This window comes from uncultured Rothia sp., from assembly GCF_963507905.1.
Classification (GTDB): Bacteria; Actinomycetota; Actinomycetes; order Actinomycetales; family Micrococcaceae; genus Rothia.
Map to the genome: position 1 here is coordinate 68,270 of NZ_CAUOUU010000006.1, position 23,758 is coordinate 92,027.

Below are 23,758 nucleotides of genomic sequence, written 5' to 3' on the forward strand. Positions count from 1 at the left end.
CTCATTCCAGGGCGGAGATTATCTTTATCCCCTTCTACACGGATACACTGAAAGGTAGTGTCCGCAATACTGAACTCTATTCAGTTCAGCATTCCATCCATTCGAGAAAGAGACCCCCGCATGGATCCTCAGCAGAAAACGGCAGCGTCTGCCGTTGCCGGCTACATTCCCGAATATTCTGAAACACCGCACAGCGGATCTTTCGATATCGCCCAGCACGGTTTAAGCAGCGATGATGTCGCTCGCCTGACTGCTGAGGGTAGAGTCAATACCCAGAACAATAAGTCTTCTCGCACGCTGTGGAGCATTATGCGTGCGCACCTGTTCACGGTCTTCAACTTTGTGTTGGGTGCCTGTGGCGCTGTGGTGATTATGTACCAGCGTTGGGCTGATTTGCTCTTCCTGGGAGCCGTGATTGCTAACGTGGTGATTGGTTTTGTGCAGGAGTACAAGGCGAAGCTTGAGCTGGACCGCATCTCCCTGCTGGATCGTTCCCCCGCTACTGCCGTGCGTGACGGTAAGAGCGTTGAAGTTCCGATGGAGCAGCTGGTTGAGGGTGACGTTGTCATCCTCAAGCGCGGCGATCAGGTTCCTGCGGACGCTATTGTGCTCACCTCCGATTCTTTGGAGCTGGATGAATCCCTGCTGACCGGTGAGAACGACCCGATTGCTAAGCGCCCCGGCGATATGGTGCTGTCGGCGTCGAGTGTGCTGGGTGGTACCGGCCGCGTCCTGCTGTCTCATGTGGGTGCGAATTCTCGTGCAAGCAAGATTTCTGATGAGGCGCGCCAGTTCTCGCGTATTCAGTCTGAGCTGCGTGATGCGCTGAACCGTGTGGTCCGCTGGATTACGGTGGGTCTTGCGGTCATTATTCCTGTGGTGTCGTGGGGTCAGATTCAGGCGGCTGGCGGCCTGGAGACCGTGCAGCAGAACCACCTGTGGGAGCAGGTTTCTATTGCTGTGGTGTCCTCGGTTGCTTCGATGATTCCGCAGGGTCTGGCGCTGATGACTACCCTGGCGTTTGCGGCGGCGGCTGTGGCGCTGGGTCGTAAGCACAACATCCTGGTACAGGAGCAGCCTGCAGTTGAGGTTCTGGCTCGTGTGGATGTGGTCTGCTTCGATAAGACCGGCACCCTGACTGAGGGTGGCGTGATTTTTGATTCGGTGCGCCCGCTGGACACCGTTGCTGAGGCTGAGGGCCCGGATGCTGACTCTGCCGAGCATACTTCCTGGCGTGCTTCTCTGCCCGCCGGCTGGGATGAGGCGCTGGCGTGGTTTGGTCACGATGAGAACGCGAACCCGACCGCTGCGGCTCTGACCGGTGGTTTCCCGGATAACTCCTCGGCGTCGGTGAGCGGTATTGTGCCGTTCTCCTCGGCTCTGCGTTTTAGCGCGATTGAGTTTAAGGATTCAGGTGCGTGGCTTCTGGGTGCTCCGGAGGCGCTTCTCTCCAAGGGTACCGCTGAGCGTGAGCGTGCCGCTGAGCTGGCGGCGCTGGGTCTGCGCACGATGGTTTTGGCGCATGCTTCTGCGGTGGTTCGCAATGAGAAGGATGAGCCGATTCAGAAGATCCCGTCGGATGCTGCCCCGGTTCTGTTCGTGATTTTCCGTGAGAATGTGCGTGCGGATGCACCTCAGATTGTGGAGTATTTCCACCGTCAGGGCGTGACTTTGAAGGTCTTCTCGGGTGATAACCCGTTCACTGTGGCTGCGGCTGCAAAGACTGCGGGTATGGATACTTCTGCGGGCGCAGTTGACGCGTCGACTCTACCTGAGGACGGTCCGGAGCTCGCTGAGGCTGCGGCTACCCACAATATTTTCGGTCGCGTGTCGCCCGAGCAGAAGAAGAACATGGTGATTGCTCTGAAGGAGCGCGGCCATGTGGTGGCGATGACCGGTGACGGCATTAATGACGCTCTGGCGCTCAAGCATGCAAGCTTGGGTATTGCGATGGGTAACGCCGCTCCGGCGACGAAGGCTGTTTCTCGCCTGGTTCTGCTGGACGGTAAGTTCTCGTCTCTGCCGGCTGCGCTGGAGCAGGGCCGTCAGGTCATTACGAACATTGAGATGGTGGCGAACCTGTTCTTGACGAAGACTGGTTTCGCGATTCTTCTGGGTGTTCTGTTCAGCCTCTTTGGTTTGACCTTCCCGTTCTTGCCGCGTCAGTACTCGACTGCGGACTTCTTGATTGTGGGTGCGTCGTCCTTCGCGTTGACCCTGTTGCCGAATTCGCGCCGTTATGTGCCGGGCTTCTTGCGCCGCGTGCTGAATTACACGGTTCCGAACTCGATTATTGTGGTTGCGATGCTGTTGGCGGTGACGTTCACGGCTCGTGGCATGGGTGTTGAGGATATCCGTCAGATTCAGACGGCTTCGTTCATTACTTTGGTGATGATGGGCCTGTGGAACTTGGCTGCGGTGGCTCGTCCGTTCAACCGTGCTCGTATTCTGCTCTTTGGTGCGTTGCTGGCGGTGTTCTTCGCGGCGCTGTTCGTGCCGGTTCTGGTGGAGTACCACCAGTTCGTTACGGTGCTTCCGCACCTGCTGTGGACGGCTCTGGGTGCCGGTGCTCTGGGTGCCGCGCTGATTGAGGTGAATGCGCATCGTAACCGCCGCTGGCAGAAGCGTCATTACCCTGAGCTGGAAGTTGCTCCGCTGAATTTCTTCCCGGCTAAGAAGTAGTTAGTCGGAGGGTAGCTGCTTCGGTAGCGTGTGGGCCCCGTATCCTGTGGATGCGGGGCCCTTTCGCGTCTTCGGAAAGCTCCCCGTCCGGTGCGTGTCGGGGTGTTTCAGTGAGTGTTGGAGTGTACCGGGGCACACCAAAGTCCTGCCGAAGTCCTACCGGGAGGCTCCCTACACGCGGTGCTGAGAGCGTGTCTCAGCTATCACTTGGATGAAACATTTAACAGCTTCTGATAGCTTTTGCCTCTCACCTTGCTCTTAACCTGGGAAAACCCTTAGAGTTACAGGGAACTATTTGAGAAGGGAAACCTTCTTCAGGGTTGTTACTGGTTTGGCAGGCAAGACCTGAGTTACTCAACACCGTATGGGACGGCAGTATTTACCTGCCGAGAATCCCCTCTATTTGCTGTACCGAAGCTCCATAGTGGGCACGAGTGTAGTGCTTCCGGTGGTCGAGAGACTCGGGTCTTTTGTGTTTTCTGGGTTTCCCCGCTTCTGGGGTTCTCTCAGCGAGCGCAGCCTCCTGTAGCAACGTTTGGTAGACATTGACCGCATATCTAAGGAAGTATCGTGAATAACCGCGAACTTGGCGAGAAGATTCTTGACGGCCTGGGTGGCCCCGAGAACATCGCGCACATTACTCACTGTGCAACCCGCCTTCGTGTCACTCCTGTGTCCAACGATGCAGTGCAGAACAAGAAGATTGAGGGCCTGCCCGGCGTTCTCTCTGTGATTGAGCAGTCCGGCCAGACTCAGGTTGTTCTGGGCGAGCGCGTTGAGGCTGTGTACAACGAGATCAACGCTCTGCCTTCTATGTCCGGCCACGCTGAGGGTGACACCAAGGTTGAGGCTGAGGGTAAGAAGTCCGGCTGGCTTACCAACGTCTTCGACGTTCTGTCTGACTCCTTCCGTCCTCTGCTGTGGGCACTTCTGGGTACCTCGATGATTCTGACCCTGATTGTGTTCCTGCAGCAGCTGGGCTTCTTCGGCCAGTACACTGACTTGACCGGTCAGAGCGTGAACATCGACATCATTAACGGTGCTCGTGTGGCTGACCCGGAGGCTGCTAAGGCCCTGAACACCCAGTGGATGCAGCAGTTCGCTTTCTGGTACATCCTGAAGGCTGCTTCGCTGTCGGTTCTGAACTTCATGCCCATCATGCTGGGCGCTACCGCTGCTAAGCGTCTGGGCGCGAACATGTGGGTTGGTGCGGCTATCCCCGCTGCGCTGATGACCGGTACCTTCACCGATCTGACCGCTCTGGCTGACCCCGCCACCAAGATTCTGAATGTTCCGTTCTTCGGTCTGGATCTGCCGCTGTACGCATTCAGCTACACCGGCCAGGTCTTCCCCCCGCTACTGGCTGTTGCTCTGCTGGCTCCGTTTGAGCGCTTCCTGAAGAAGGTTATTCCTTCGATGCTGCAGATGGTGTTCGTGCCGATGATTTCGGTCATCGTTCTGGTTCCGGTGACCGCGTTCCTGGTTGGCCCCATCGGTATCGGTGTTGCTATGGGCATCTCTGACTTCCTGAAGATGGTTAACGACCAGGCTCCGGCTCTGGTTGGTGCTCTGATTGCTGGCCTGTACCTGTTCATGGTTCCGCTGGGTCTGCACTGGCCGCTGAACGCTGTCATGATTAACAACCTGCAGACCATGGGTACTGACTTCATTCAGTCCCCGATGGGTGCTTACAACTTCGCTGTGTTCGGTGTTGTGACCGGTGTGGCTATTAAGGCTAAGCACGACCGCGAGCTGCGCCAGACCGCTGTTGGTGCGTCGATGTCCGGTCTGCTCGGTGGTATTTCTGAGCCGTCCCTGTACGGTGTTGTGCTGCGTTACAAGCGCGTGATTCCGATTATTCTGGTTCCCGCTGTTATTGGTGGCGCTACCATTTCCTTCCTGGGCGTTAAGTCCTACGCGTTCGCGTTCACCTCGCTGCTGTCGATTCCGGCGATGCAGCCTTCTCACCTGTACGTGATTGGTCTGGCTATTGCGTTCTTCGGCGCTATGACCGGTATTCTGCTGTTCGGTTACGAGTCAAAGGCTGATGCTGTGAAGCATGCTGCTCAGCGCGCGGCTGAGGCTGCTGAGGAGTCCGCTCCCAAGGCTGAGGCTGTTGCTGCTAAGGCTGCTCCGGCTGCTGCCGCTACTGCGACCACCGCTGTTGCTGCTGAGGCTGCTGCACCCGCTGCTTCCGCTGGTGAGGTCATTGAGCTGCACTCCCCGATTGAGGGTACTGCTGTTGCTCTGTCTGATGTTCCGGACCCGATTTTCGCTGCAGGCAAGCTGGGCGAGGGTGTGGCTATTGAGCCGACCGGTACCACTGTGGTTGCTCCCGCTGCCGGTAAGGTTGCTGCAACCTACCCCTCGGGCCACGCTGTTGGTCTGAAGCTGGAGAACGGTATTGAGCTACTGATTCACGTTGGTCTGGATACCGTGAACCTGGATGGTAAGGGCTTCAGCGTGAAGGTTGCTAAGGGCGACGTTGTTGCTGCTGGCGACGCTCTGATTGAGTTCGATCCTGAGGTTATCAAGGAGGCGGGTTACCCGCTGATCACCCCGGTTATCGTGACCAACACCCGCAAGTTCGCTGAGGTTAAGGGTCTGCCGGGCGTTGCTCACCAGAACCTGAGCACTGTCCTGAAGGTAACCACTAAGTAGTTCACTTTCTAAGGCTCTAAGGGGCCCCACCATTGTGGTGGGGCCCCTTTCCTTATGCCCTGTTTCTCCCTTATGCACTGCTTCCTTATGCGCTGTTTCTTTGGGCGCTGGTACATTGGGCAGTGATTCTTTGGGCAGGGTTTGCTTGGGCGTATCCACTAGCCGGGGGGTATTTCTGCTAATGTGATAATAAGCTCAACAAGGAAGTTCTCAAGTGATAGGGAGTACGATGATGTCTTCTGATACTAGGATGATGTCTTCTGATACTGGGGTGTGGGAAGAGCAGCAAGAAGAGTTACGCGCTCTTTCTCCTGTTCGGCGGCTGATGCGCCGGCTCAATCTTGAGGCGCTCGTCTACGAGTCCGCGCCGTTCCCGGTTCTGTTGCGTAAGCTCTCCGCGCTGATTCCAGCGTGCCTTCTGTGGTGGGTTATCTACGAGCCGCACCGGCTTGCTTCCTCCACCAGCCTCCCCGAGGGTGCTCACGCCATTACACTGCTCCCCGGAGCCTGGGGTGACCCCGCTACGGGGGCTTATGGGGGTCTTCCTGAGCTGCCGGGGGTCCTCTTGCGCTGGGTGCTGTGTATCGCGGCAATGGTGGCTGTCGTTCACCTCTGCGGCGTCAAGGCGAAGGGCCAGAGCTTCACGATTCCTCACGATGCGCGTTCACGGTTGATTGCGCTCATGCAAACTCTCGGTATTTTCGGTGCCTTTGCGCTGGTCGTCTGGATCGAATACATGATGACTCCGCTGACCCTCATGTTTGAAACCGTGTATGCGGGCCCCACCGCAGCCTATAGCGGCGACGGCATGATTCCCCTGCACCTATTCCTGTCCTCGTCGTTGAGCGCTATTTTCTTGGGCTATTTTTGTGTGAACATTCTTGCTTCGCTGAATATCCCCGGGTATCTGGGTATCCCCGCAATTATTTACGTGGGTGCGCTCCCTTGGGCGCAGGCGGAGCGGCACCAGTTCACCTTGGCGCTGGCGTGGGTCATTGCGGTGACGCTGGTGAGTTGGCTGGTGCGCGGCATGTGGGGTACTGTGCTGGCCTGCGTGGGCTATTCTCTGTGGATTGTGTTGGTGGCGACCAGCGGTGATCCTTTTGATCTGTCCGCCAATATGAGTCGTGTGCTCGTGATTTTGGGTTTCCCGCTGGCTTTCATCGTCGCTGGAGGCGGCATTTACCGCATCTTCTACCTGCGGCAGAACCCGAACCTGCTAAGGTACCTGCAGGAGCGCGCCCTGTATCTGGGCGAGTGGTAGCAACCGGTTAGGGCGGCGTTCCCCTCCCCCCTCGTTTTTTTGTAATTACATATCCCGCTAGAGGACACAAAAACTTAGAGGACGCAGAAACTTACAGGACACAGAAATTTAGAGGGCACAGCAAAATCCCGGGCACTCTCTCATGAGAGTACCCGGGATTTCGAGTCCTATAGGACGGCTAAAGCATTACCGAAAGCGGTATTACTTTCGCCTACTCTATTCCTGCCAGCCAACGTTGACCCAGTAGTCAGCGCTGGTGTAGCTCTGCTTGAACAGGGACGGACCGTAGTTCGCGACCTTTGCCTTCACAGCGGCGTACATCGGGCCGTTTGCGTAGGGCAGGTACACTGCGACCTTCTCGTAGTAGAGCTTCTCCGCCTCGTTAGCGATCTTGATGCGCTCGTCTTCCTTCTCGGTGTTCTGCAGCTTCTCGATGAGCTTATCAACTTCGGGGTCACCGACTCCGAACACCTCGGTGGTGAAGAAGTAGGGTGCCGAGGAAGCCAGGTCGGGCAGAACGCCCCAACCGGTGAAGATTGCTTCGTAGCTCTTCTGGCCGAGCACAGAGTTGGAGTTCGACTGCGGCTGGTTGTCAGCGCTCAGGCGGATACCTGCGGACTTCAGCTGCTGCTCCAGAATCTGGTAGACCGCCTGGTAGACAGCCTCGGAACCGAAGGAGGTCAGGGCGAAGCCAGCAACCTTGCCGTCCTTAGCGTAGTAGTCGCCGGACTTGGAGTAGCCTGCGGCCTCCAGAATCTTGCCAGCTGCCTGTGCACCGGTGTCACCAGCGTAGTTGTTCTGGTAACCCTTCTGGAACGGCATTGCGATGATGGAGCCGGGCAGCGGCTCGGTCCAGCCGAGCTGCGAGAAGTATGCCTTAGCGATCTGCTCGCGGTCCACAGAAGCAAGGATTGCGCGGCGCAGTGCCAGGTCCTCGATGCGCTTGGGGTTCAGCTGAATGATGTTAACGTTGGTGTTCTGGCTCTGGCGAATCTCAGTGCCTGCCTGGCCCTTCACAGCGTTGTAGCTGGTTGCACCCACAAAGGTGAAGGCATCCAGTTCGCCGTTCTTGAAGCTTGCACGGATTGCTTCGGAGTCCATCTGACGCCAGATGATGCGGTCCAGCACCGGCTTCTCGCCCCACCACTTGTCGTTCTTGACCAGGGTGAGAACCTTCTGGGAGGAGTTCCACTCGCCAACCTTGAAGGGACCTGCCCAGTACTGGTCGAGGGGCTTGTCAACGAAGCCTTCGTTGAAGAGGTTGACGTCTTCCAGTGCGGGGTGGATTGCGAAGGCGCACAGACCTTCGGAGGGGTAATACGGAGCCTTCATGGTGACCTTGACGTGGAAGTTGTCGCCGTCCACAGCCTCGATGCTTTCAACCTGCTGCCACATGGTGTTGTCGGTGATGTGGTAGGGGTTGTCGGTGGTTGCGCGGTAGACCTTCCAGCAAGCCTGCACAGCCTTCACGTCCATGGGGGTGCCGTCGTTGAAGACAGCCTTGGGGTTGATCTTGAAGGTCGCGGTCTGCACGCCGTTGACAGTTTCGGTCTTGTGCTCGAGGCAGAACTCGGGGTTGAGGGTACCTTCACCGTCGGGGCTCATGGTGTAGAAACCCATGACAGCGGGGATGTTGCAGGGTGCCAGCGCATCCAGGTTGCTGGAGGTGTAGCCGCTCTGGGTCTGCAGGTTGAAGTTGGGGCCCAGCGCAGTAGCTGCGAGGGTCAGGGTGCCGCCCTGCTTGAGGGAGGAACGGTCCTGCTTGTTGACCTGAAGGTTCTTCAGAATATCTTCAGCGTTGTTAGCGGCGTTACCGCCGACCTTTTCCTTCGAGCCACCGCAGGCGGCCAGCAGACCGACGGTGCCTAGGGCAACGGTGCCGGTCAGGAGGGTACGGCGAGAGACAGACATGCTCTTCATGGAATTTCTCCTAGAGTATTCGCAGTGTTGTGAAGTCGGTACGCGAACGGTGCGTAGCCAGCACTCCAACCCGGCGGGAGGACAGTCTCTGCCGGGGTGGGCAGAATGCCCACATTTGCTTTTAAGTATATCCTTGCTGCTCTCTAGGGCATGGAAAAGCGGCGTGCTACAGAAGGTTTTAATCCTTTTGTAACACGCCGCGGCAGCACTTTTGCCCTTATAGGGCGTGTGAGCTGTGCTCAGCGCTTAGATTTTTACTTTTCCCAACCGACGTTGATCCATACGTTCGGGTTGTAGTAGGGCAGACCGAAGAGCATGGGACCGTAGTTCGCCAGACCCTTACGGCATGCCTTGAAGTTCGGGCCGTTGTTGGTCGGGACGTAGATTGCGACTTCGTCCAGGTGGCGCTTCTCCAGCTCGTTCATAATCTTGAGCTGTTCCTTCGGGTCCTCGGTGGACATCATGGTTGCAGCCAGCGAGTCCAGGTCCTTACCGTGACCGTTGTTGGTCGCGGAGATGTAGAAGTAGTTCGCTGCATCCACCGGGGAGGTGGTGATGCCGTAGCCGCCGCTCTTGATGGTGAAGTTCTTCGCGGAGATGATGCTTGCCATTTCGGATGCACCGTGGTTGTCGATGCTCAGCTCAATACCGATTTCCTTCATCTGCTGGGTGAGGAACTGTGCGGTGGAGCTGACGACCGGGTCGGTACCGAAGGTGGTCACCGAGTAGGAAGCCTTAACGCCGTCCTTCTCGTAGTAGTCGCCATTCTTGGTGTAGCCGGCGTCTTCAAGGATCTTGGTGGCAACGTCCTTGCCGAGCTTGGTCGGGTAGTTATCCTGGTAACCCTCCTGCATGGGCAGCATGCACATGGAGCCGGGCAGGGGTTCCTTCCAGCCGAGCTTCTCGTAGCGTAGCTTCAGCAGCTGCTCGCGGTTGAGGGCTGCGACGAATGCGCGGCGTACGGGCAGGGGCATCTTTTCGGGGTTGATTTCGTAGTTACCGACAGCCAGTGCGCTACCCTTGCGGATGTCGATGTTGCTGAGGCTGGAGAGCTCGTTGTAGGAGCTGAGGGTGCTTGCGTCAGCGTAGTCGATTTCGTTGTTCTTGAATGCTGCCTGCTCTGCCTGAGAGCTCATTTCACGCCAGGTGATGCGCTCGAGCAGAGGCTTGGTGCCCCACCACTTCTCGTTGCGGACCACGGTGAGGACCTTGCCGGAGGAATCCCATTCGCTGACCTTGAAGGGGCCTGCCCAGTACTTGTCCAGGGGCTTGCCGTTCATGCCGTCGTTGAAGAATGCGACGTCGACGAATGCCGGGTGCAGGAAGGAGGTGAAGCTACCTTCGATGGGGTACCAGGGCTTGGACATGGTGACCTTGACGTGGCGGGAGTCGCCGTCGACCTCTTCGACGCTTGCGACCTGTTCCCACAGCGGCGCGGGGGTGATCTGGTAGTCCTTACCCTCTGCTAGGCCGCGGTAGATGGTCAGGTAACTACGGACAGCAGCGATGTCGATGGGGGTGCCATCGTTGAAGACTGCCTTCGGGTTGATCTTGAAGGTCACGGTCTGCACGCCGTCAACGGTCTGAGCCTTGTACTCGGTGACGTAGTCCTCGTTCATGTGGCCTTCACCGCGGAAGTCAGCGTAGTAGCCGCCGGTGAATGAGGAGTTAATTGCCGCCTGAATGTTCAGGTTACCTGCGGTGTAGCCGTTGGTGTTGAGGATGTTGAAGTTCGGGCCAATGCCGTCTGCGCTCAGTCGCAGCTCGCCGCCGTCCTTGAGGGTGGAGCGGTCCTTCTCGTTGTAGGAGACTGCCTTGGACAGGTCGTCGCCAGCGGAGAGAGCGCTGTTCTCGTTCTTGGTGGAGTTGCCGCCGCAGGCTGCGAGCAGACCGACGGCACCCAGGGCAACGGTGCCGGTGAGCAGGGTACGACGGTTGAGGGAGAAAGTGGTCATTAGTTTTCCTCAGTTAGGTGGGATGCTGCTTTGCTGTACGCGGGGGAACACAACCCGCACACCTTTGTGACAGCACGCACATTTTGCATTGGCAATAGTATACACACATTTCCCACCCACTATGACCCAGTTCACCGTTTCAGGGAAAATATTTCAGTTAATTCCCGAAACCGCCCCACCACAGAACCATCCATCAAAAACACAGAAAAGTCCCGCAGCACCCTGCCTCTGAGGCGGAATACCGCGGGACTTTACCCTTCCGGAGCCTTATACCGGCGCCTCCAAAAATTCAGAAACTACCGAATAGGAATCCAAAAAATTAACCTGTGGCTTTAGTTCTGCCAACCCACATTGACCCAGCGCTTGGGGTCGGTGTAGCTGGTCGCAAAGAGGGAAGGACCGTAGTTAGCCAGCTTCTCCTTCACAGCAGCGTAGCTGGGGCCGTTAGCGTAGGGGAAGTAAATAGCAACCTTCTCCATGTGCTGCTTCTCAGCCTCAGCAGCCATCTTCAGCTGCTCATCGTGAGATTCCTTCTCGTAGATGGACGCAATGTACTTATCCAGTTCAGGATCGCCCACACCCTCGTTGATTTCGCTGGTGTAGAAGTACTGCACGCTGTCAGCAGGGTCAGCACCAATACCCCAACCGGAGAAGGCGCAGTCGTACTGCTTAGCACCCATCACGGAGTTGAACTGGGACTGCGGCTGGTTATCCTGCTCGAGCTTAATACCTGCTGCCTTGAGCTGCTGCTCGAGGTTCTGGAACTGAGCCAGAGAGGTTGCATCCGAACCGAAGTAGGTAATGGAGAAGCCAGCGGTCTTGCCGTCCTTGGCGTAGTAGTCGCCATTCTTGGAGTAGCCTGCTGCTTCCAGGATCTTTGCCGCAGCCTCGGGGCCGGGGTTGGTGGGCATAGCATCCTGGTAGCCCTTCTGGAAGGGCATAGCAATCATGGAGCCGGTCAGCGGCTCATCCCAGTTAATCTGGCCGAACTTGACCTTAGCCAGCTGGGAGCGGTTAACCGCGGCGAAGACTGCACGGCGCAGGGCGGTGTCGGTCACGCGGGTCGGGTTGAACTGCAGGTTAATCACGCCGACGCTCTGGCCGGAGCGAATCTGGACGCCAGGCTGGTCCTTGACAGCGTTGTAGGTTGCCAGACCAGCAAAGCCGATGCTGTCCAGCTCGCCGTTCTTGAACGCTGCACGCTCTGCCTCGTCACCCATTTCGCGCCAGATAATGCGATCCAGCAGCGGCTTCTCGCCCCACCACTTGTCGTTGGGCACGAGGGTCAGGGTCTTAGCCGAAGAGTTCCACTCGCCCACCTTGAAGGGGCCAGACCAGTACTGATCCATGGGCTTGTTCACGAAGCCATTATTGAAGAGCTCCTTGTCGGTCAGTGCGGGGTGCAGGCCGAGCAGGCCGAGGGTTTCAGCGGGGTAGATCGGCTTAGACATGACGATCTTGACACGGGTCTTGTCGCCATCCACGGGGTCGATGGATGCTACCTGCTGCCAGAAGGGGGCAGCGATGACGTTGTAGCCGTCATCGGGGTTGCGGTAGACGGTCCATGCCGCGCGGATTGCCTCAATATCAACGGGGGTGCCGTCGTTGAAGACAGCCTTAGAGTTGAGCTTGAAGGTAATGGTCTGAACGCCGTCGACGGTCTCTGCCTTGTAATCGGAGACGTAGTCGTCGTTGAGGCTGTAGTCGCCAGCGGGGCTCAGGGAGGTGAAGCCGATAGCGGAGGGAATGTTGCAGGCGCCACCGAATGCGGTGAGGTTTTCGGTGGTGTAGCCGCTCTGGGTCAGGATGTTGAAGTTCGGACCGATTGCGGAGACGCTACCGCGGAACTCGCCGCCCTGCTTGAGGGAGGAGCGATCCTGCTTGTTGATTTCGAGGTTCTTGACGATTTCCTCGGTGCTCGAAGCAGCCTTACCGCTAATCTTCTTATCCGAACCGCCACCGCACGCAGCCAGCAGGCCAACGGTACCCAGGGCAACAGTGCCGGTCAGCAGGGTACGGCGGTTAATACGCAGATGAGTCATGTGTTCTCCTCGTGCCGGAGGGCTCGGGTGTACTTCGTATGGCGCACGATGTTGTGCGCCAGTTTTTGCAGTGGCGACGAAGCCTCTGCCGATCACCCTTGTGAGAGCCCCCACATTGTTTGTGATTGAAACACAGTATACCCCCAAAAGAAGCGGCGCAGACCACATTCCAACCTCCACACAAACCGTACGGCGTATAAAAATGGTGCATACGGTATCTTCAGCCCGCGTCATTACACGGAACACATGCATAAAAACTAAAAAATAAAATATTGTGTTCGATCAGCATGCGAGCGCGTCACATCCGGCGCTTTGAGAATCGTTACACATTAAAAGCGCATCGACGGGCAGCTAAACCGATCTGCACTTTCCAAAAGAAAAAGCTCCCCGTCCCTATACGACACTGCGAAAACGTATAGGGGCGGGGAGCTTAAAACTGCGGCTTATGCCATCCAGCCAACCGAAGACCAGTCGGTGCTCTTGAAGAGGAACGCACCGTAGTTAGCGAGCTTCGGGCGGCATGCCTTGAAGTCCGGGCCATTGAGGAACGGGATGAAGAGGCAAACCTCGCGCATGTGCTTCTTCTCAATCTCGTTGCACTTCTCGGCGCGCTTAGCGTCGTCGAGGATGGTAATCATCTCGTCGACCATAGCGTCAATTTCGGGGGTTCCGACGCCGTCCCAGTTCTTCGAGGAGTAGAAGTACTCGGCAGCACTGGTCGGCTCGGAGCTCAGGCCGAAGCCCGAAATGCTCACGTCGTACTCGCGGTTACCAACAACCTTCGAGAATTCGGACTGTGCACGCGAGTCGAGCTCGAAGTTAATGCCGACTTCCTTCATGCTCTGAATGAAGGTCTGTGCCTGGCCCTTGGTGGTGGCGTCATCACCGAAGGTGGTCAGCTTCAGGGTGATGGTCTTGCCGTCCTTCGCGTAGAAGTCACCAGACTTGGTGTAGCCTGCCTTCTCCAGGACCTTGCGTGCTTCCTCCGGGTTACGTGCCGGGTAGTTGTCACGGTAGTGCTGGGAGGAACCCATCAGCATCATCGAGCCGGGAACTTCTTCTTCGTAGGGCAGACCCTGGAAGCGAATCTTTGCCAGAGCACCACGGTCGATACCCAGGAAGATTGCCTTACGCACGGCAGTATCAGTGATATGCTGTGCGTTCAGGTTCATGCCACCAGCGAAGAGGCGGTGACCGCGGCGGATTTCGGAGTTCGCGACGTCCTTCATCTCGTTGTAGGCGCTGAGGGTACGTGCTTCCACTGCGTCCAGTTCGCCGTTCTTGTATGCGGCACGAGCTGCGGGGTCTGCCATTTCGCGTACGACGATGCGGTCCAGCTTGGGCTTGTCACCCCACCACTTGTCGTTGGGGACTGCGGTGAAGGTCTTCTCGGAGGAGTTCCAGCCGTTGGGTGCCAGGGTGAAGGGGCCGCAACCGAGCTCGGGGTGGGGGTTGTCCACGAAGCCTTCGTTGAAGAGGTTTACGTCGAGCATTGCCGGGTGCAGGATTCCGCCGAAGAGCAGACCCTTGACGGGGTTGTGTGCAGTCTTGAAGACAACGCGTGCGTGGTAGCGGTCGCCGTCGATAGCTTCGACGCTTTCGATGAACTCGTAGATACCCGCTGCACCAATCTTGTATTCGCCGTCGGGGTCACGCTGAATCTGCCAGGTTGCCTTGAGGGCGTCGATGTCGATGGGGGTGCCGTCGTTGAAGACTCCCTTGGGGTTCAGGCGTACTTCGGCGGTGATCTTGCCGTCTACTTCCTTAGCTTCGAAGCCGAGGCAGTAGTTGGGGTCGAGCTCATCTTCACCCTTGTAGGTGCTACGCCAGATGCCCGCACCGGCGATAATACCCATAGTTTCGGAGACGGAAGTGCTCGAGCCGTTCTGGGAGAAGCGGTTGAAGTCCGGGCCCAGGGAGTAGGTGCTCAGGTTCAGGGTACCGCCCTGCTTGAGCTTCGAGGGGTCCTGCTCGTTGATTTCGTAAAGCGGGGTTTCGCTTGCCTTGTGCTCAGTCTTGGAGGATGAGGAGCCACAAGCGCTCAGTACGCCGGCAGCAGCGACGGCGGTTGCGCCGCCGAACAGTACGCGGCGGCTCATGATCGGGTTGAAACCGGAGAGGGAGGGGATGGGGTGAGGGCTCATGATGGGCTCCTTGTGGGTGTGGACTGCGCTGATGCAGTGTTTGCAGTGTAGAGTGGGTGGCTCGCATGCTCTGGAGGCGGGGTTTCCGTCTACAGGAGCGCCTGCCATCTGCGGTGATGGGCGGGCAGGTCAAGCCATGCAAAATAATGTGACCTAAAGCTATGTTCTAAGCCACATTTATTATTTTTAGTAGTGTACACCACACGCATCATTACAAGTGCGCAACACGATAAATATTTCTTAATTATTACGACAGGGCTTAAATCCGCACCGGCATCACCCCCAGTACCCGTCGCGCAGCACCCCCTCCCAGCTTCCCAAAACCCCGCCTCCCACAACCCAGCCCCCCCAACCCTGCCTCCCAAAATAGCTAACGGGCACAGCAAAGCGGGCCGAACGCGCACATACGCATTCGACCCGCTCACGAGACAGGCGTCTTTTAGGAGTTCATCCAACCCACAGCAGTCCAGTCAGTCGACTTGTAAAGACTCGGGCCGTAGTTAGCCAGGGTCTTCTTGACCATCACAAAGTCAGGACCGTTCGTAATGGTACCCAGGAAGGCAAACTCAGCCATGTGCTTCTTCTCAATCTCGTTGCAGGCGAGGTTACGTTCCTTGTCATCTTCCATAAGAGTCATGGCATCAATGAGGGCGTCAATTTCCTTGCTGCCGATACCTTCATTGTTCTCGGAGTAGTAGAACTGCTTGGTACCCGCGGTTGCATCCGGCGTAGAGACAGAATAACCACTGAAGGAAATATCGTAGTCCCAATTGCCCAGAATGGTGGCGAACTCACTATCGGAGTGCTGATCAATCCGAATCTCGATACCGACATCCTTCATCTGCTGAGTGAAGGTCTGAGCCTTACCCTTGGTGGTCGGATCATCACCAAAGACCACCACGGCGCAGCCAGCCTTTACGCCATCCTTCTCGTAGTAGTCACCCTTCTTGGTGTAGCCGGCGGCCTCCAGGATCTTCTGCGCCTCCGAAACGCTGTTATTCGGGGTCGGGTAAGAATCCTGGTAGTAGGGCGAGAAGGGCATGTGAATCATCGAACCGGGAATGGTTTCCTCGTAGGGCAGACCCTGGAACTGAATCTTCGCGAGTGCTTCACGGTTGGTGCCAACGAAGATCGCCTTACGCAGGGCAGCATCCTTGACGCGGCGGGGGTTAATATCCAGACCACCAGCGTAGAGGCGGGTACCCTTACGCAATTCGGTACCGGCAATATTCTTCACCTCGGCATAGGTGGAGGAGGTGCTTGCACCGATAGCGTCGATTTCATCATTCTTGAACGCGGCACGTGCAGCGCTGGACTCCATCTGGGTAAAGACGATCTTGTCCAGCAGGGGCTTGGCACCCCACCACTTGTCATTGGGTACAACACTGAAGGTCTTTGCGGTGGAGTCCCAACCCTTATCCGCCAGAGTAAAGGGGCCAGCCCAGTACTCGGGGTGAGGCGCATCCACAAAGCCATTATTGAAGAGCTCAGTGTCTTCCAGGGCGGGGTGCAGAATCTCGCCGAAGAGGCTCTGCAGCGGGTAGTAGGGCTTGGAGAAAGTGACGGTTGCACTGTAGTCATCGTCGCCCTTTTCTACAGATTCAACGAATTCGTAGATGCCGCTGGTGACAATGTTGTAGCCATTGTCCAGGCTCTTGAAGATGTTCCAGGTGGACTGAAGAGCCTTGTAGGTGATGGGGGTGCCATCGTTGAAGACAGCCTTGGGGTTGAGCTTGACGGCAACCTGAATCTTGTCGTCCTTCTTGCTGTGCTCGAAGGAGACAGCGAAATCGGTGTTCAGCTTGTAGGTACCGTCAAAGTCGAGGTTCCACAGGCCAGCCTGGCTAATGGTGCTCATAACATTGACGTTATCGCTGGTGTTACCGCTCTGGGTGTAGAAGTTGAAGTTCGGGCCGATGGATCCGGCGGGCAGGCGCAGGGTGCCGCCCTTCTTCAGGCTGTTTACATCCTGAGCGTTGATGTTGTAGAGGTCTTCGATATTGGCACCGGCGCCGGCTGCTTTGGTCTTTTCAGAGCTTGCGCTGCCGTTGCCGCAGGCGCTGAGCAGACCTACAGCTCCCAGAGCCGCGGTGCCGCCAATGAGGGCGCGGCGGCTGAAGCTGTTCTTGGTCGCTTCGTGGCTACTCGCGGTGTATGCGGTGTTGGCGGTCATGGGAGTGGTTTCCTTCTGTCTTGTGCGGGCGGGTGTATCCCGTATCCCCAAAGTAATGATTATTTATGCAGAGCACTGCATAACTTTGTATGACTCCACTGTAACGCGCCCCGGGAGTGGAAACCAAGCATTTTTACAATATTTCTTAATATTTATCGTGTTTTTTGAATATTCATACTATGAATACTCTGTTTTTGTGCAAATTCTTCGGATTTTTCCGGATAGCTATACCACCACTCCCCCACATAGGTACACAAAAGCACCTAAAGCCCCCTCCAGAAATGCAAAAAGTGTCCACCCGGATCATCCGGGTGGACACTTTCAATAGCTCTAGGCTATTCACCTAGGAGGTGAAGGGACGAGGACTTACTTAGCCCAACCGACCTTCTCCCAGTGAATACCATTGCCCTGGTAGAGGGAAACGCCGTAGTTGCGCAGACCCTTCTTGACGAACTTGTACTCGGGGCCGTTGAAGAGCGGAACCAGCACAGCAATCTCAGAGAGGTGCTTCTTCTCAATCTCGTTACATGCCAGGTTGCGTTCCTTGTCGTCAGCAATGAGCTTCATCTTCTCAATCATCTCATTGATTTCGTCGGTGCCAGCATCCTCGGGCTTCTCACGCAGGTAGAACTGCTGGGTAGCCTGGGTAGCATCCGGGTCGCTCAGAGCGTAGCCCGATGCAGTTGCGTCGTAGTCCTTAGCCTGCATTGCCTTACCGAATTCGCTTGCAGCACGGGATTCGAGCTCAACATTAATGCCGGCAGCCTTGAGCTGCTGAACAACGGTCTGAGCAACAGCCTTGGAGGTGGGGTCCTCACCGAAGACGGAGTACTTGAAAGCAGCCTGCTTGCCGTCCTTCTCGTAGAACTCGCCGTTCTTGGTGTAGCCTGCCGCTTCCAGAATCTTCGATGCAGCAGCTGCATCGTTGTTCGGGGTCGGGTAGATATCCTGGTAGTACTCGGAGAAGGGCATATGAATCATCGAACCGGGCTGCTTCTCTTCGTAATCCAGACCCTGGAAACGAACCTTGGCAATTGCCTCACGGTTCATGCCAGCGACCACAGCGCGGCGCAGAGCAACGTCCTGCATGCGGGCGGGGTTCATGACCATGCCGCCGGAGAAGAGGCGAACACCGCGACGCATCTCGGTGTTAGCAACTTCCTTCAGCTCCTTGTAGCTTGCAGCAGCGGTAGCGGGAGCAGCGTCGATTTCATCGTTCTTGAATGCTGCGCGCTCAGCAGCAGCATCCATCTGACGGAAGACAATGCGCTCCAGAACGGGCTTCTCGCCCCACCACTTGTCATTGCGGGTCAGGGTCAGGGTCTTCTCGGAGGAGTTCCAGCCACCCTCAGCTACGGTGAAGGGACCAGCAGCGTATTCGGGGTGCGGGTTGTCCACGAAGCCTTCGTTGAAGAGGTTCTTATCCAGCAGAGCCGGGTGCAGAATTTCACCGAAGAGGATGTTCAGGGGGTAGTAGGGCTTTGCGAAAGTGACCTTGACCTTGAAGTCATCACCGTCGCGCTCAACGGAGCCAACGCTGCTGTAGATACCGCTGGTCTCAATCTTGTAGTCGCCATCGACGCTCTTGAGGATGTTCCAGGTAGCTTGCAGTGCCTTGTAGTCGATGGGGGTACCGTCGTTGAACTTAGCCTGGGGGTTCAGCTCAATGGAGACAACGGGCAGACCGTTTTCCTCAGCGATTTCGAAGCTCTTTGCAAAGTCAGTAGACAGGGTGCGCTTACCCATGGGGTTAGCCTGCCAGATACCGCTGTAGTACATGGGGCTCAGAGCAGCCTGGGTGTAGGAGGTAACACCGGTGCCGAAGAGGTTGAAGTCCGGACCCAGTGCAGTCACAGACAGGCGCAGGGTACCGCCCTGCTTCAGGTCCGAAACAGCGGTCTCAGCAATGTCGTAAAGTTCCTTGGCATCGGTACCCGCGGTTGCTCCCTGGGTGGTTGCCTTGGAGTCCTTGGACGAGCCGCACGCAGCCAGTACGCCCACGGTACCCAGTGCTGCAGCGCCACCGAGAACGGTACGACGGTTCAGGATGAAATTCTTCTCCATGAGAGTGTCCTCTTATACGTTTGACCCTCAATAATCCTGCAGGAAAGCGTCAAGGGTTCCCTGCTCATGCGCCGCAATTAGGGTGCGGTGAGCGATGAATTAGTGCCGGTCTATGAATGTGTTCCTTGAGGTACGCCCCTAGCGGCGCACCCACAGGCTTAATTATGGCTTACTGCCAGCAGGAAAGCTCTTCCATAAATATTCATATCTTGAATGGTGAGAAAGGTTACGCCTAGTCAGTGCAGTTTCTCCTGTTTTCTTGCTGGTTTCAGTGCCTAGCGCCACATTCTGAGGCTCCCGCCGTCTCACCAGGTGACAACTTCAAGCCGTACGCGCCTCACCAGTACCGGGCATAAAAAACCCGAGGGGCGAATATTCAACGAATATTCGCCCCTCGGCACACACGCGACTTATTCAGCCGACTCTAGAGCTACACCGTAGCGGCCTCAGCCTCAGGGTAGTAGCAAGCATAACCGTGATCCTCACCCTCAACGTGGGTCAGTTCCGGCATCTCCTCCAGGCAACGACGCTTCTTGTCTTCAGGCAGCAGCTTGAAGACCGGGCAACGGCTCGAGAAGCCACAGCCCTTAGGCGCGTTCACCGGAGTGGGCAGGTCGCCCTCAAGCATGATGCGGTGGCGCTTAGCCTCAACCTCGGGATCCGGAACCGGAATCGCCGAGAGCAGTGCACGGGTGTACGGGTGAATCGGGTTGTCGAACACCTGGTCGACGTCACCAATCTCAACAATACGACCCAGGTACATCACCGCAACGCGGTCGGATGCGTGGCGAATCACCGCGAGGTCGTGAGCAACCATCAGGTAGCTCAGGCCCAGGTTTGCACGCAGCTCCTCCAGAAGGTTGATCACGCCAGCCTGGACGGACACGTCCAGTGCGGACACCGGCTCATCCAGAACCACGAGCTTGGGGTTCACGGCAAGCGCACGAGCAATACCGATACGCTGACGCTGACCACCAGAGAACTGGTTCGGGAAGCGGTTCACGTGGTCAGGCTGCAGACCCACAATGTGCATCAGCTCGATAACGCGCTTCTTGATGTCTGCCTTGTTCATGCCCTGGTTTTCCAGCGGCTCAGCAAGCACCTCGTAAACGGTGAAGCGCGGATCCAAAGCACCGGTGGGGTCCTGGAACACCATCTGCTGGTTCTTACGCAGCTCAAGAATCTCACCCGCGGACTTGCCGTCCTTGGTGGAGGTTCCGTTGATCAGAATCTCACCGTCGGTGTTCTTGTTGAACTCCATGATTTCCAGCAGGGTGGTGGTCTTACCACAACCGGACTCACCCACGATGGAGAAGCACTCGCCCTCACGAATATCGAAGGACAGGCCGTTCACAGCCTTCACAGTGCCCACGCGGCGCTTAATCAGCGCACCCTTCATGAGCGGGAAGTGCTTCTTGACGTTGCGGACCTCCAGGACGGGGGCACGCTCCTCACGCGGGATACCGTCGTACTTCGATACCGGGGGTTCCGGAACCGGGTACAGCTCGTCAGCGGTCTTACCGACCAGCTCCTGAGAGATGGTGCAGGAGGAGTAGTGACCCTCGCCAACGCCTTCCAGCAGCTGCAAATCGGGCTCGCCGTTGGAGTCCTGGCAGCACTGGCCACCACTCTTAGCGATGGGGCAACGCGGGCGGAAGGAGCACGCGGTCACCGGGTTAATCAGGTTCGGAGGGGTACCCTCAATCGGAACCAGGGAGACCTTCTCGGAACGGTCCACACGCGGGACCGCACCCAGCAGACCGATGGTGTACGGGTGGGAGGGGTGCTTGTACAGGTCCTCTGCCTTAGCAATCTCCACCGGCTTACCGGCGTACATCACCAGAATGTCGTCAGCCATACCAGCCACAACACCAAGGTCGTGGGTAATCATGATGGTCGCAGCGCCGGTCTCTTCCTGAGCCTTCTGCATAACCTCCAGCACCTGCGCCTGGATGGTCACATCCAGTGCGGTGGTGGGCTCATCAGCGATGAGCACGCGGGGGTCATTCGCAATCGCCATAGCGATCATGATGCGCTGACGCATACCACCGGAGAACTCGTGCGGGAAGGAACGCAGGCGGTCAGCCGGCGAGGGAATACCCACCATACGCATCAGTTCGATGGAACGGTCCTTGATAGCCTGCTTGCTCATGCCCTTGTTGTGGACCTTGAGCACCTCAGCAATCTGATCACCAATGGTGTACACGGGGGTCAGGGAGGACAGCGGATCCTGGAAGATCATAGAGATCTCCTTGCCGCGGTATGCGCACATTTCCTTATCGCTCAAGCCCAGCAACTCGGTGCCGTTGTACTTGACCGAACCGGTGATGTCAGCAGTAGTCGGGTGCAGGCCCATAATCGCCATGGAGGCAACGGACTTACCGGAACCGGACTCACCCACAATACCCAGGGTCTTACCGGGGTACAGGTCAAAGTTCACACCGCGAACAGCATGCACGATGCCATTCTCAGTGTTGAAGCGGACGTTGAGGTCCTTAACGCTCAGAACGGGAGAGGTACTCATTAGTTCTTCGCCTCCTTTGCAGCGGCAGCAGGTGCCTCTGCCTTCTCGTTCTTCTTGGACTTCTTGATCTTACCGACCGACATCGAAGTCGGGTCGAATGCGTCACGCAGACCGTCGTTCATGAGGGCCAGCGGACCAACCAGCAGGAAGAAGAACAGAACCGGGAACCAGAACATGTGCGGCAGGGTGTTAATCTGCTGCGAAGCATCCGAAATCAGCGAGCCCAGCGAGTAGTTGGGGTACTTAATACCGATGCCGATGAAGGAGTAAGCGACCTCAGAGAGCACAGCGCCCATGATGCCGCTGGTGAAGTTCAGAACCAGCAGGGAGCCAATGTTCGGAACCAGGTGGCGCATCACAATCTTGAAGGGGTGCACACCCATGTAGCGTGCAGCCTTCACGAAGTCGCGGTTGATGAGGGACTGCGCCATTGCACGAATAACACGGGCGCTACCCATCCAGCCGAAGGCAATCAGCACTGCAGAGAGCAGAACCCAGGTGGGGACGCTCTTCTGAATCTGCTTACCAACCTGACCGTTAATCAGAATTGCCAGAATCAGCAGCGAGGGAACCATGATCAGGGTCTCGAGGATGAACAGCATAATCTTGTCAATCCAGCCACCGAAGTACGCCATCACACAACCGTAAACTGCGGAGATGAACACAGTGGCCAAACCGACGACCACACCAATCTGGAGAGAGGTCCAGACGGCCTCAGACATCATGGCGAACACGTCATTACCCGCGATGGTGGTACCGAACCAGTGCTCGGCCGAGGGGCCTTCACCCAGCGCCATGTAGTCAATGTCGTTGGGCTTGTACTTGGTCAGGTACTTACCGAACAGACCGAACAGACCCATGCCGATGAACACGCACAGACCGAAGACTGCAGCCTTGTTACGCAGGAAGCGGCGCAGAATAATAACGCTCTTGTTGATGACCTTGAAGTCACCGTTCTCCTGTACCACCGGTACGGAGGAAGTTGCAGTTACCTGACTCATGAGATCCTCACTCGGGGGTCGACGATGGTGGTAGCGATATCAGCGATGATCGCACCGACAGCGAACAGTGCAGAACCGTACGCGAGGGTCACGGTCGCAGCGTTCACGTCCTGCGCGGAAATGGAGTCAATCGACCACTTACCGATACCGGGCCATGCAAAGACGGTCTCGGCGAAGAATGCACCCGCAAAAATCATCGGAATCTGGTACGCGATGGACTGTGCCACGGGGATGAAGGAGACGCGCAGTGCGTGGCGAGTAATCGCCTGGTTACGGGTCAAGCCCTTAGCACGAGCGGTACGCACGAAGTCAGCGTTCACGTTATCGAGCAGGTACTGACGCTGTGCAATCTGGTAACCAGCCCAACCGAAGATGGTCATACAGAAGGTCGGCACGACGTAGTGCGCCGCCATATCCATGGTGATTTCCCAGAATCCGGTCAGACCCGGAGTCGAAATACCGGTCACATAGAAAATCTTCTCTCCACCATTAGCAACGGCGATGTTGTTGATAGTGGTCGCGCCCTGCTGCACCACGAAGTAAGCAACGGGAGCGGGGATGATGTAGACCAGGTAGGAGTAACCGGTGATAACACGGTCAGAGAACTTGTACTGGCGAGCTGCCGAGTACACACCCAGGGCAATACCAATCACAATCGAGAGAATGGTAGCCACCAGCAGCAGGCGGGTAGAAACCCACACGCGCTGGCCAAATTCCTGGTTAATGTACGCGCCGTTGGGGCTACGGCCCCAATCGAACTTGGTGACCACATTGGTCAGCCACTGAACGTAGCGGTCCCAGGGGTTCATTTCGGGATCGAGACCCAGGGATGCGAAGTTACGGTTCACCTGCTCGGGGCTAGGCTTCGGAACCTTTTCCTGCTCCAAGAGGGCAGGCTTCAGGGCAGTAACCGCTGCAAAGTAACCCATCGTGGTCGTAATAAAGACCATGACGAGGTACGTCAGCGATCGCTGGAGGATGTACCTAAACATGGGACGGTTCCCCTCCTTGTGTAGATGTCGGTATTAAGGCATGTGTGTCATGCTGTCCTAGCGCACTGCTTCGTGATGACTGTCACTAGGAGCATATGTATTTTATCTTATATAGCCTGTAACACTTCCACCAAACCCACATTGGGCACTTTCACCCCTTAGAACAGCCTGTATGCAAGCTAAAAGGGAGCTGGGTAAAAAAATGCCCCGGAATACCGGGGAAAAGGGGCGGATTAACAATTTTTACGAAAATTTTACATCGGAAACAATTCTCTCGACATAGGGACGTAATAACCTTTTCGATAAGCGCTTTAATGGGGCAAAACACCACGTAAA

At 56.8% G+C, this 23,758-nt stretch carries 12 protein-coding genes; 3 read left to right on the top strand and 9 right to left on the bottom strand.

What is annotated here, in order from left to right; translation table 11 throughout:
- Positions 1–120: 120 nt before the first annotated feature.
- The 3 genes from RQ593_RS05455 to RQ593_RS05465 all read left to right on the top strand — a co-directional run bounded on the left by RQ593_RS05455 (position 121) and on the right by RQ593_RS05465 (position 6,607).
- Complete coding sequence (locus tag RQ593_RS05455) at positions 121–2,682, top strand: HAD-IC family P-type ATPase (protein WP_311450025.1); 2,562 nt, start codon at positions 121–123, stop codon at positions 2,680–2,682.
- Positions 2,683–3,252: 570 nt separating this feature from the next.
- Positions 3,253–5,343 carry a glucose PTS transporter subunit IIA gene (locus RQ593_RS05460; RefSeq protein ID WP_311450026.1) on the top strand — a complete coding sequence of 697 codons (2,091 nt, stop codon included), beginning with the start codon at positions 3,253–3,255 and terminating at the stop codon, positions 5,341–5,343.
- Positions 5,344–5,572: 229 nt separating this feature from the next.
- Entirely contained in the window at positions 5,573–6,607 is a 1,035-nt protein-coding gene (locus RQ593_RS05465; RefSeq protein WP_311450027.1) for a dihydrodipicolinate synthase, read from the top strand.
- Between the two features lie 216 nt (positions 6,608–6,823).
- On the opposite strand, the gene RQ593_RS05470 is transcribed toward RQ593_RS05465, so the two are convergent.
- From RQ593_RS05470 to RQ593_RS05510, 9 genes are all read right to left on the bottom strand, one after another.
- Complete coding sequence (locus tag RQ593_RS05470; protein ID WP_311450028.1) at positions 6,824–8,527, bottom strand: ABC transporter family substrate-binding protein; 1,704 nt, start codon at positions 8,525–8,527, stop codon at positions 6,824–6,826.
- A 254-nt stretch (positions 8,528–8,781) separates the two neighbouring features.
- Entirely contained in the window at positions 8,782–10,482 is a 1,701-nt protein-coding gene (locus tag RQ593_RS05475; protein WP_311450029.1) for an ABC transporter family substrate-binding protein, read from the bottom strand.
- Positions 10,483–10,814: 332 nt separating this feature from the next.
- Positions 10,815–12,524, bottom strand: a complete 1,710-nt coding sequence (locus tag RQ593_RS05480; RefSeq protein WP_311450030.1) for an ABC transporter family substrate-binding protein — start codon at positions 12,522–12,524, stop codon at positions 10,815–10,817.
- A 443-nt stretch (positions 12,525–12,967) separates the two neighbouring features.
- Positions 12,968–14,668 (bottom strand): ABC transporter family substrate-binding protein, encoded by a 1,701-nt coding sequence (locus RQ593_RS05485; protein WP_311450031.1) that lies wholly within the window; start codon positions 14,666–14,668, stop codon positions 12,968–12,970.
- 439 nt (positions 14,669–15,107) lie between these two features.
- Positions 15,108–16,841, bottom strand: a complete 1,734-nt coding sequence (locus tag RQ593_RS05490) for an ABC transporter family substrate-binding protein (protein WP_311450032.1) — start codon at positions 16,839–16,841, stop codon at positions 15,108–15,110.
- 366 nt (positions 16,842–17,207) lie between these two features.
- Positions 17,208–18,905, bottom strand: a complete 1,698-nt coding sequence (locus tag RQ593_RS05495) for an ABC transporter family substrate-binding protein (protein WP_311450033.1) — start codon at positions 18,903–18,905, stop codon at positions 17,208–17,210.
- A gap of 430 nt (positions 18,906–19,335) precedes the next feature.
- Positions 19,336–21,429 carry an ABC transporter ATP-binding protein gene (locus RQ593_RS05500; protein WP_303979609.1) on the bottom strand — a complete coding sequence of 698 codons (2,094 nt, stop codon included), beginning with the start codon at positions 21,427–21,429 and terminating at the stop codon, positions 19,336–19,338.
- Entirely contained in the window at positions 21,429–22,430 is a 1,002-nt protein-coding gene (locus tag RQ593_RS05505) for an ABC transporter permease (RefSeq protein WP_005507216.1), read from the bottom strand. The genes RQ593_RS05500 and RQ593_RS05505 overlap by 1 nt, the downstream gene beginning before the upstream one ends.
- Positions 22,427–23,422, bottom strand: a complete 996-nt coding sequence (locus RQ593_RS05510) for an ABC transporter permease (protein WP_005507218.1) — start codon at positions 23,420–23,422, stop codon at positions 22,427–22,429. Before RQ593_RS05510 ends, RQ593_RS05505 begins: the two co-directional genes overlap by 4 nt.
- Between the last annotated feature and the right edge of the window lie 336 nt (positions 23,423–23,758).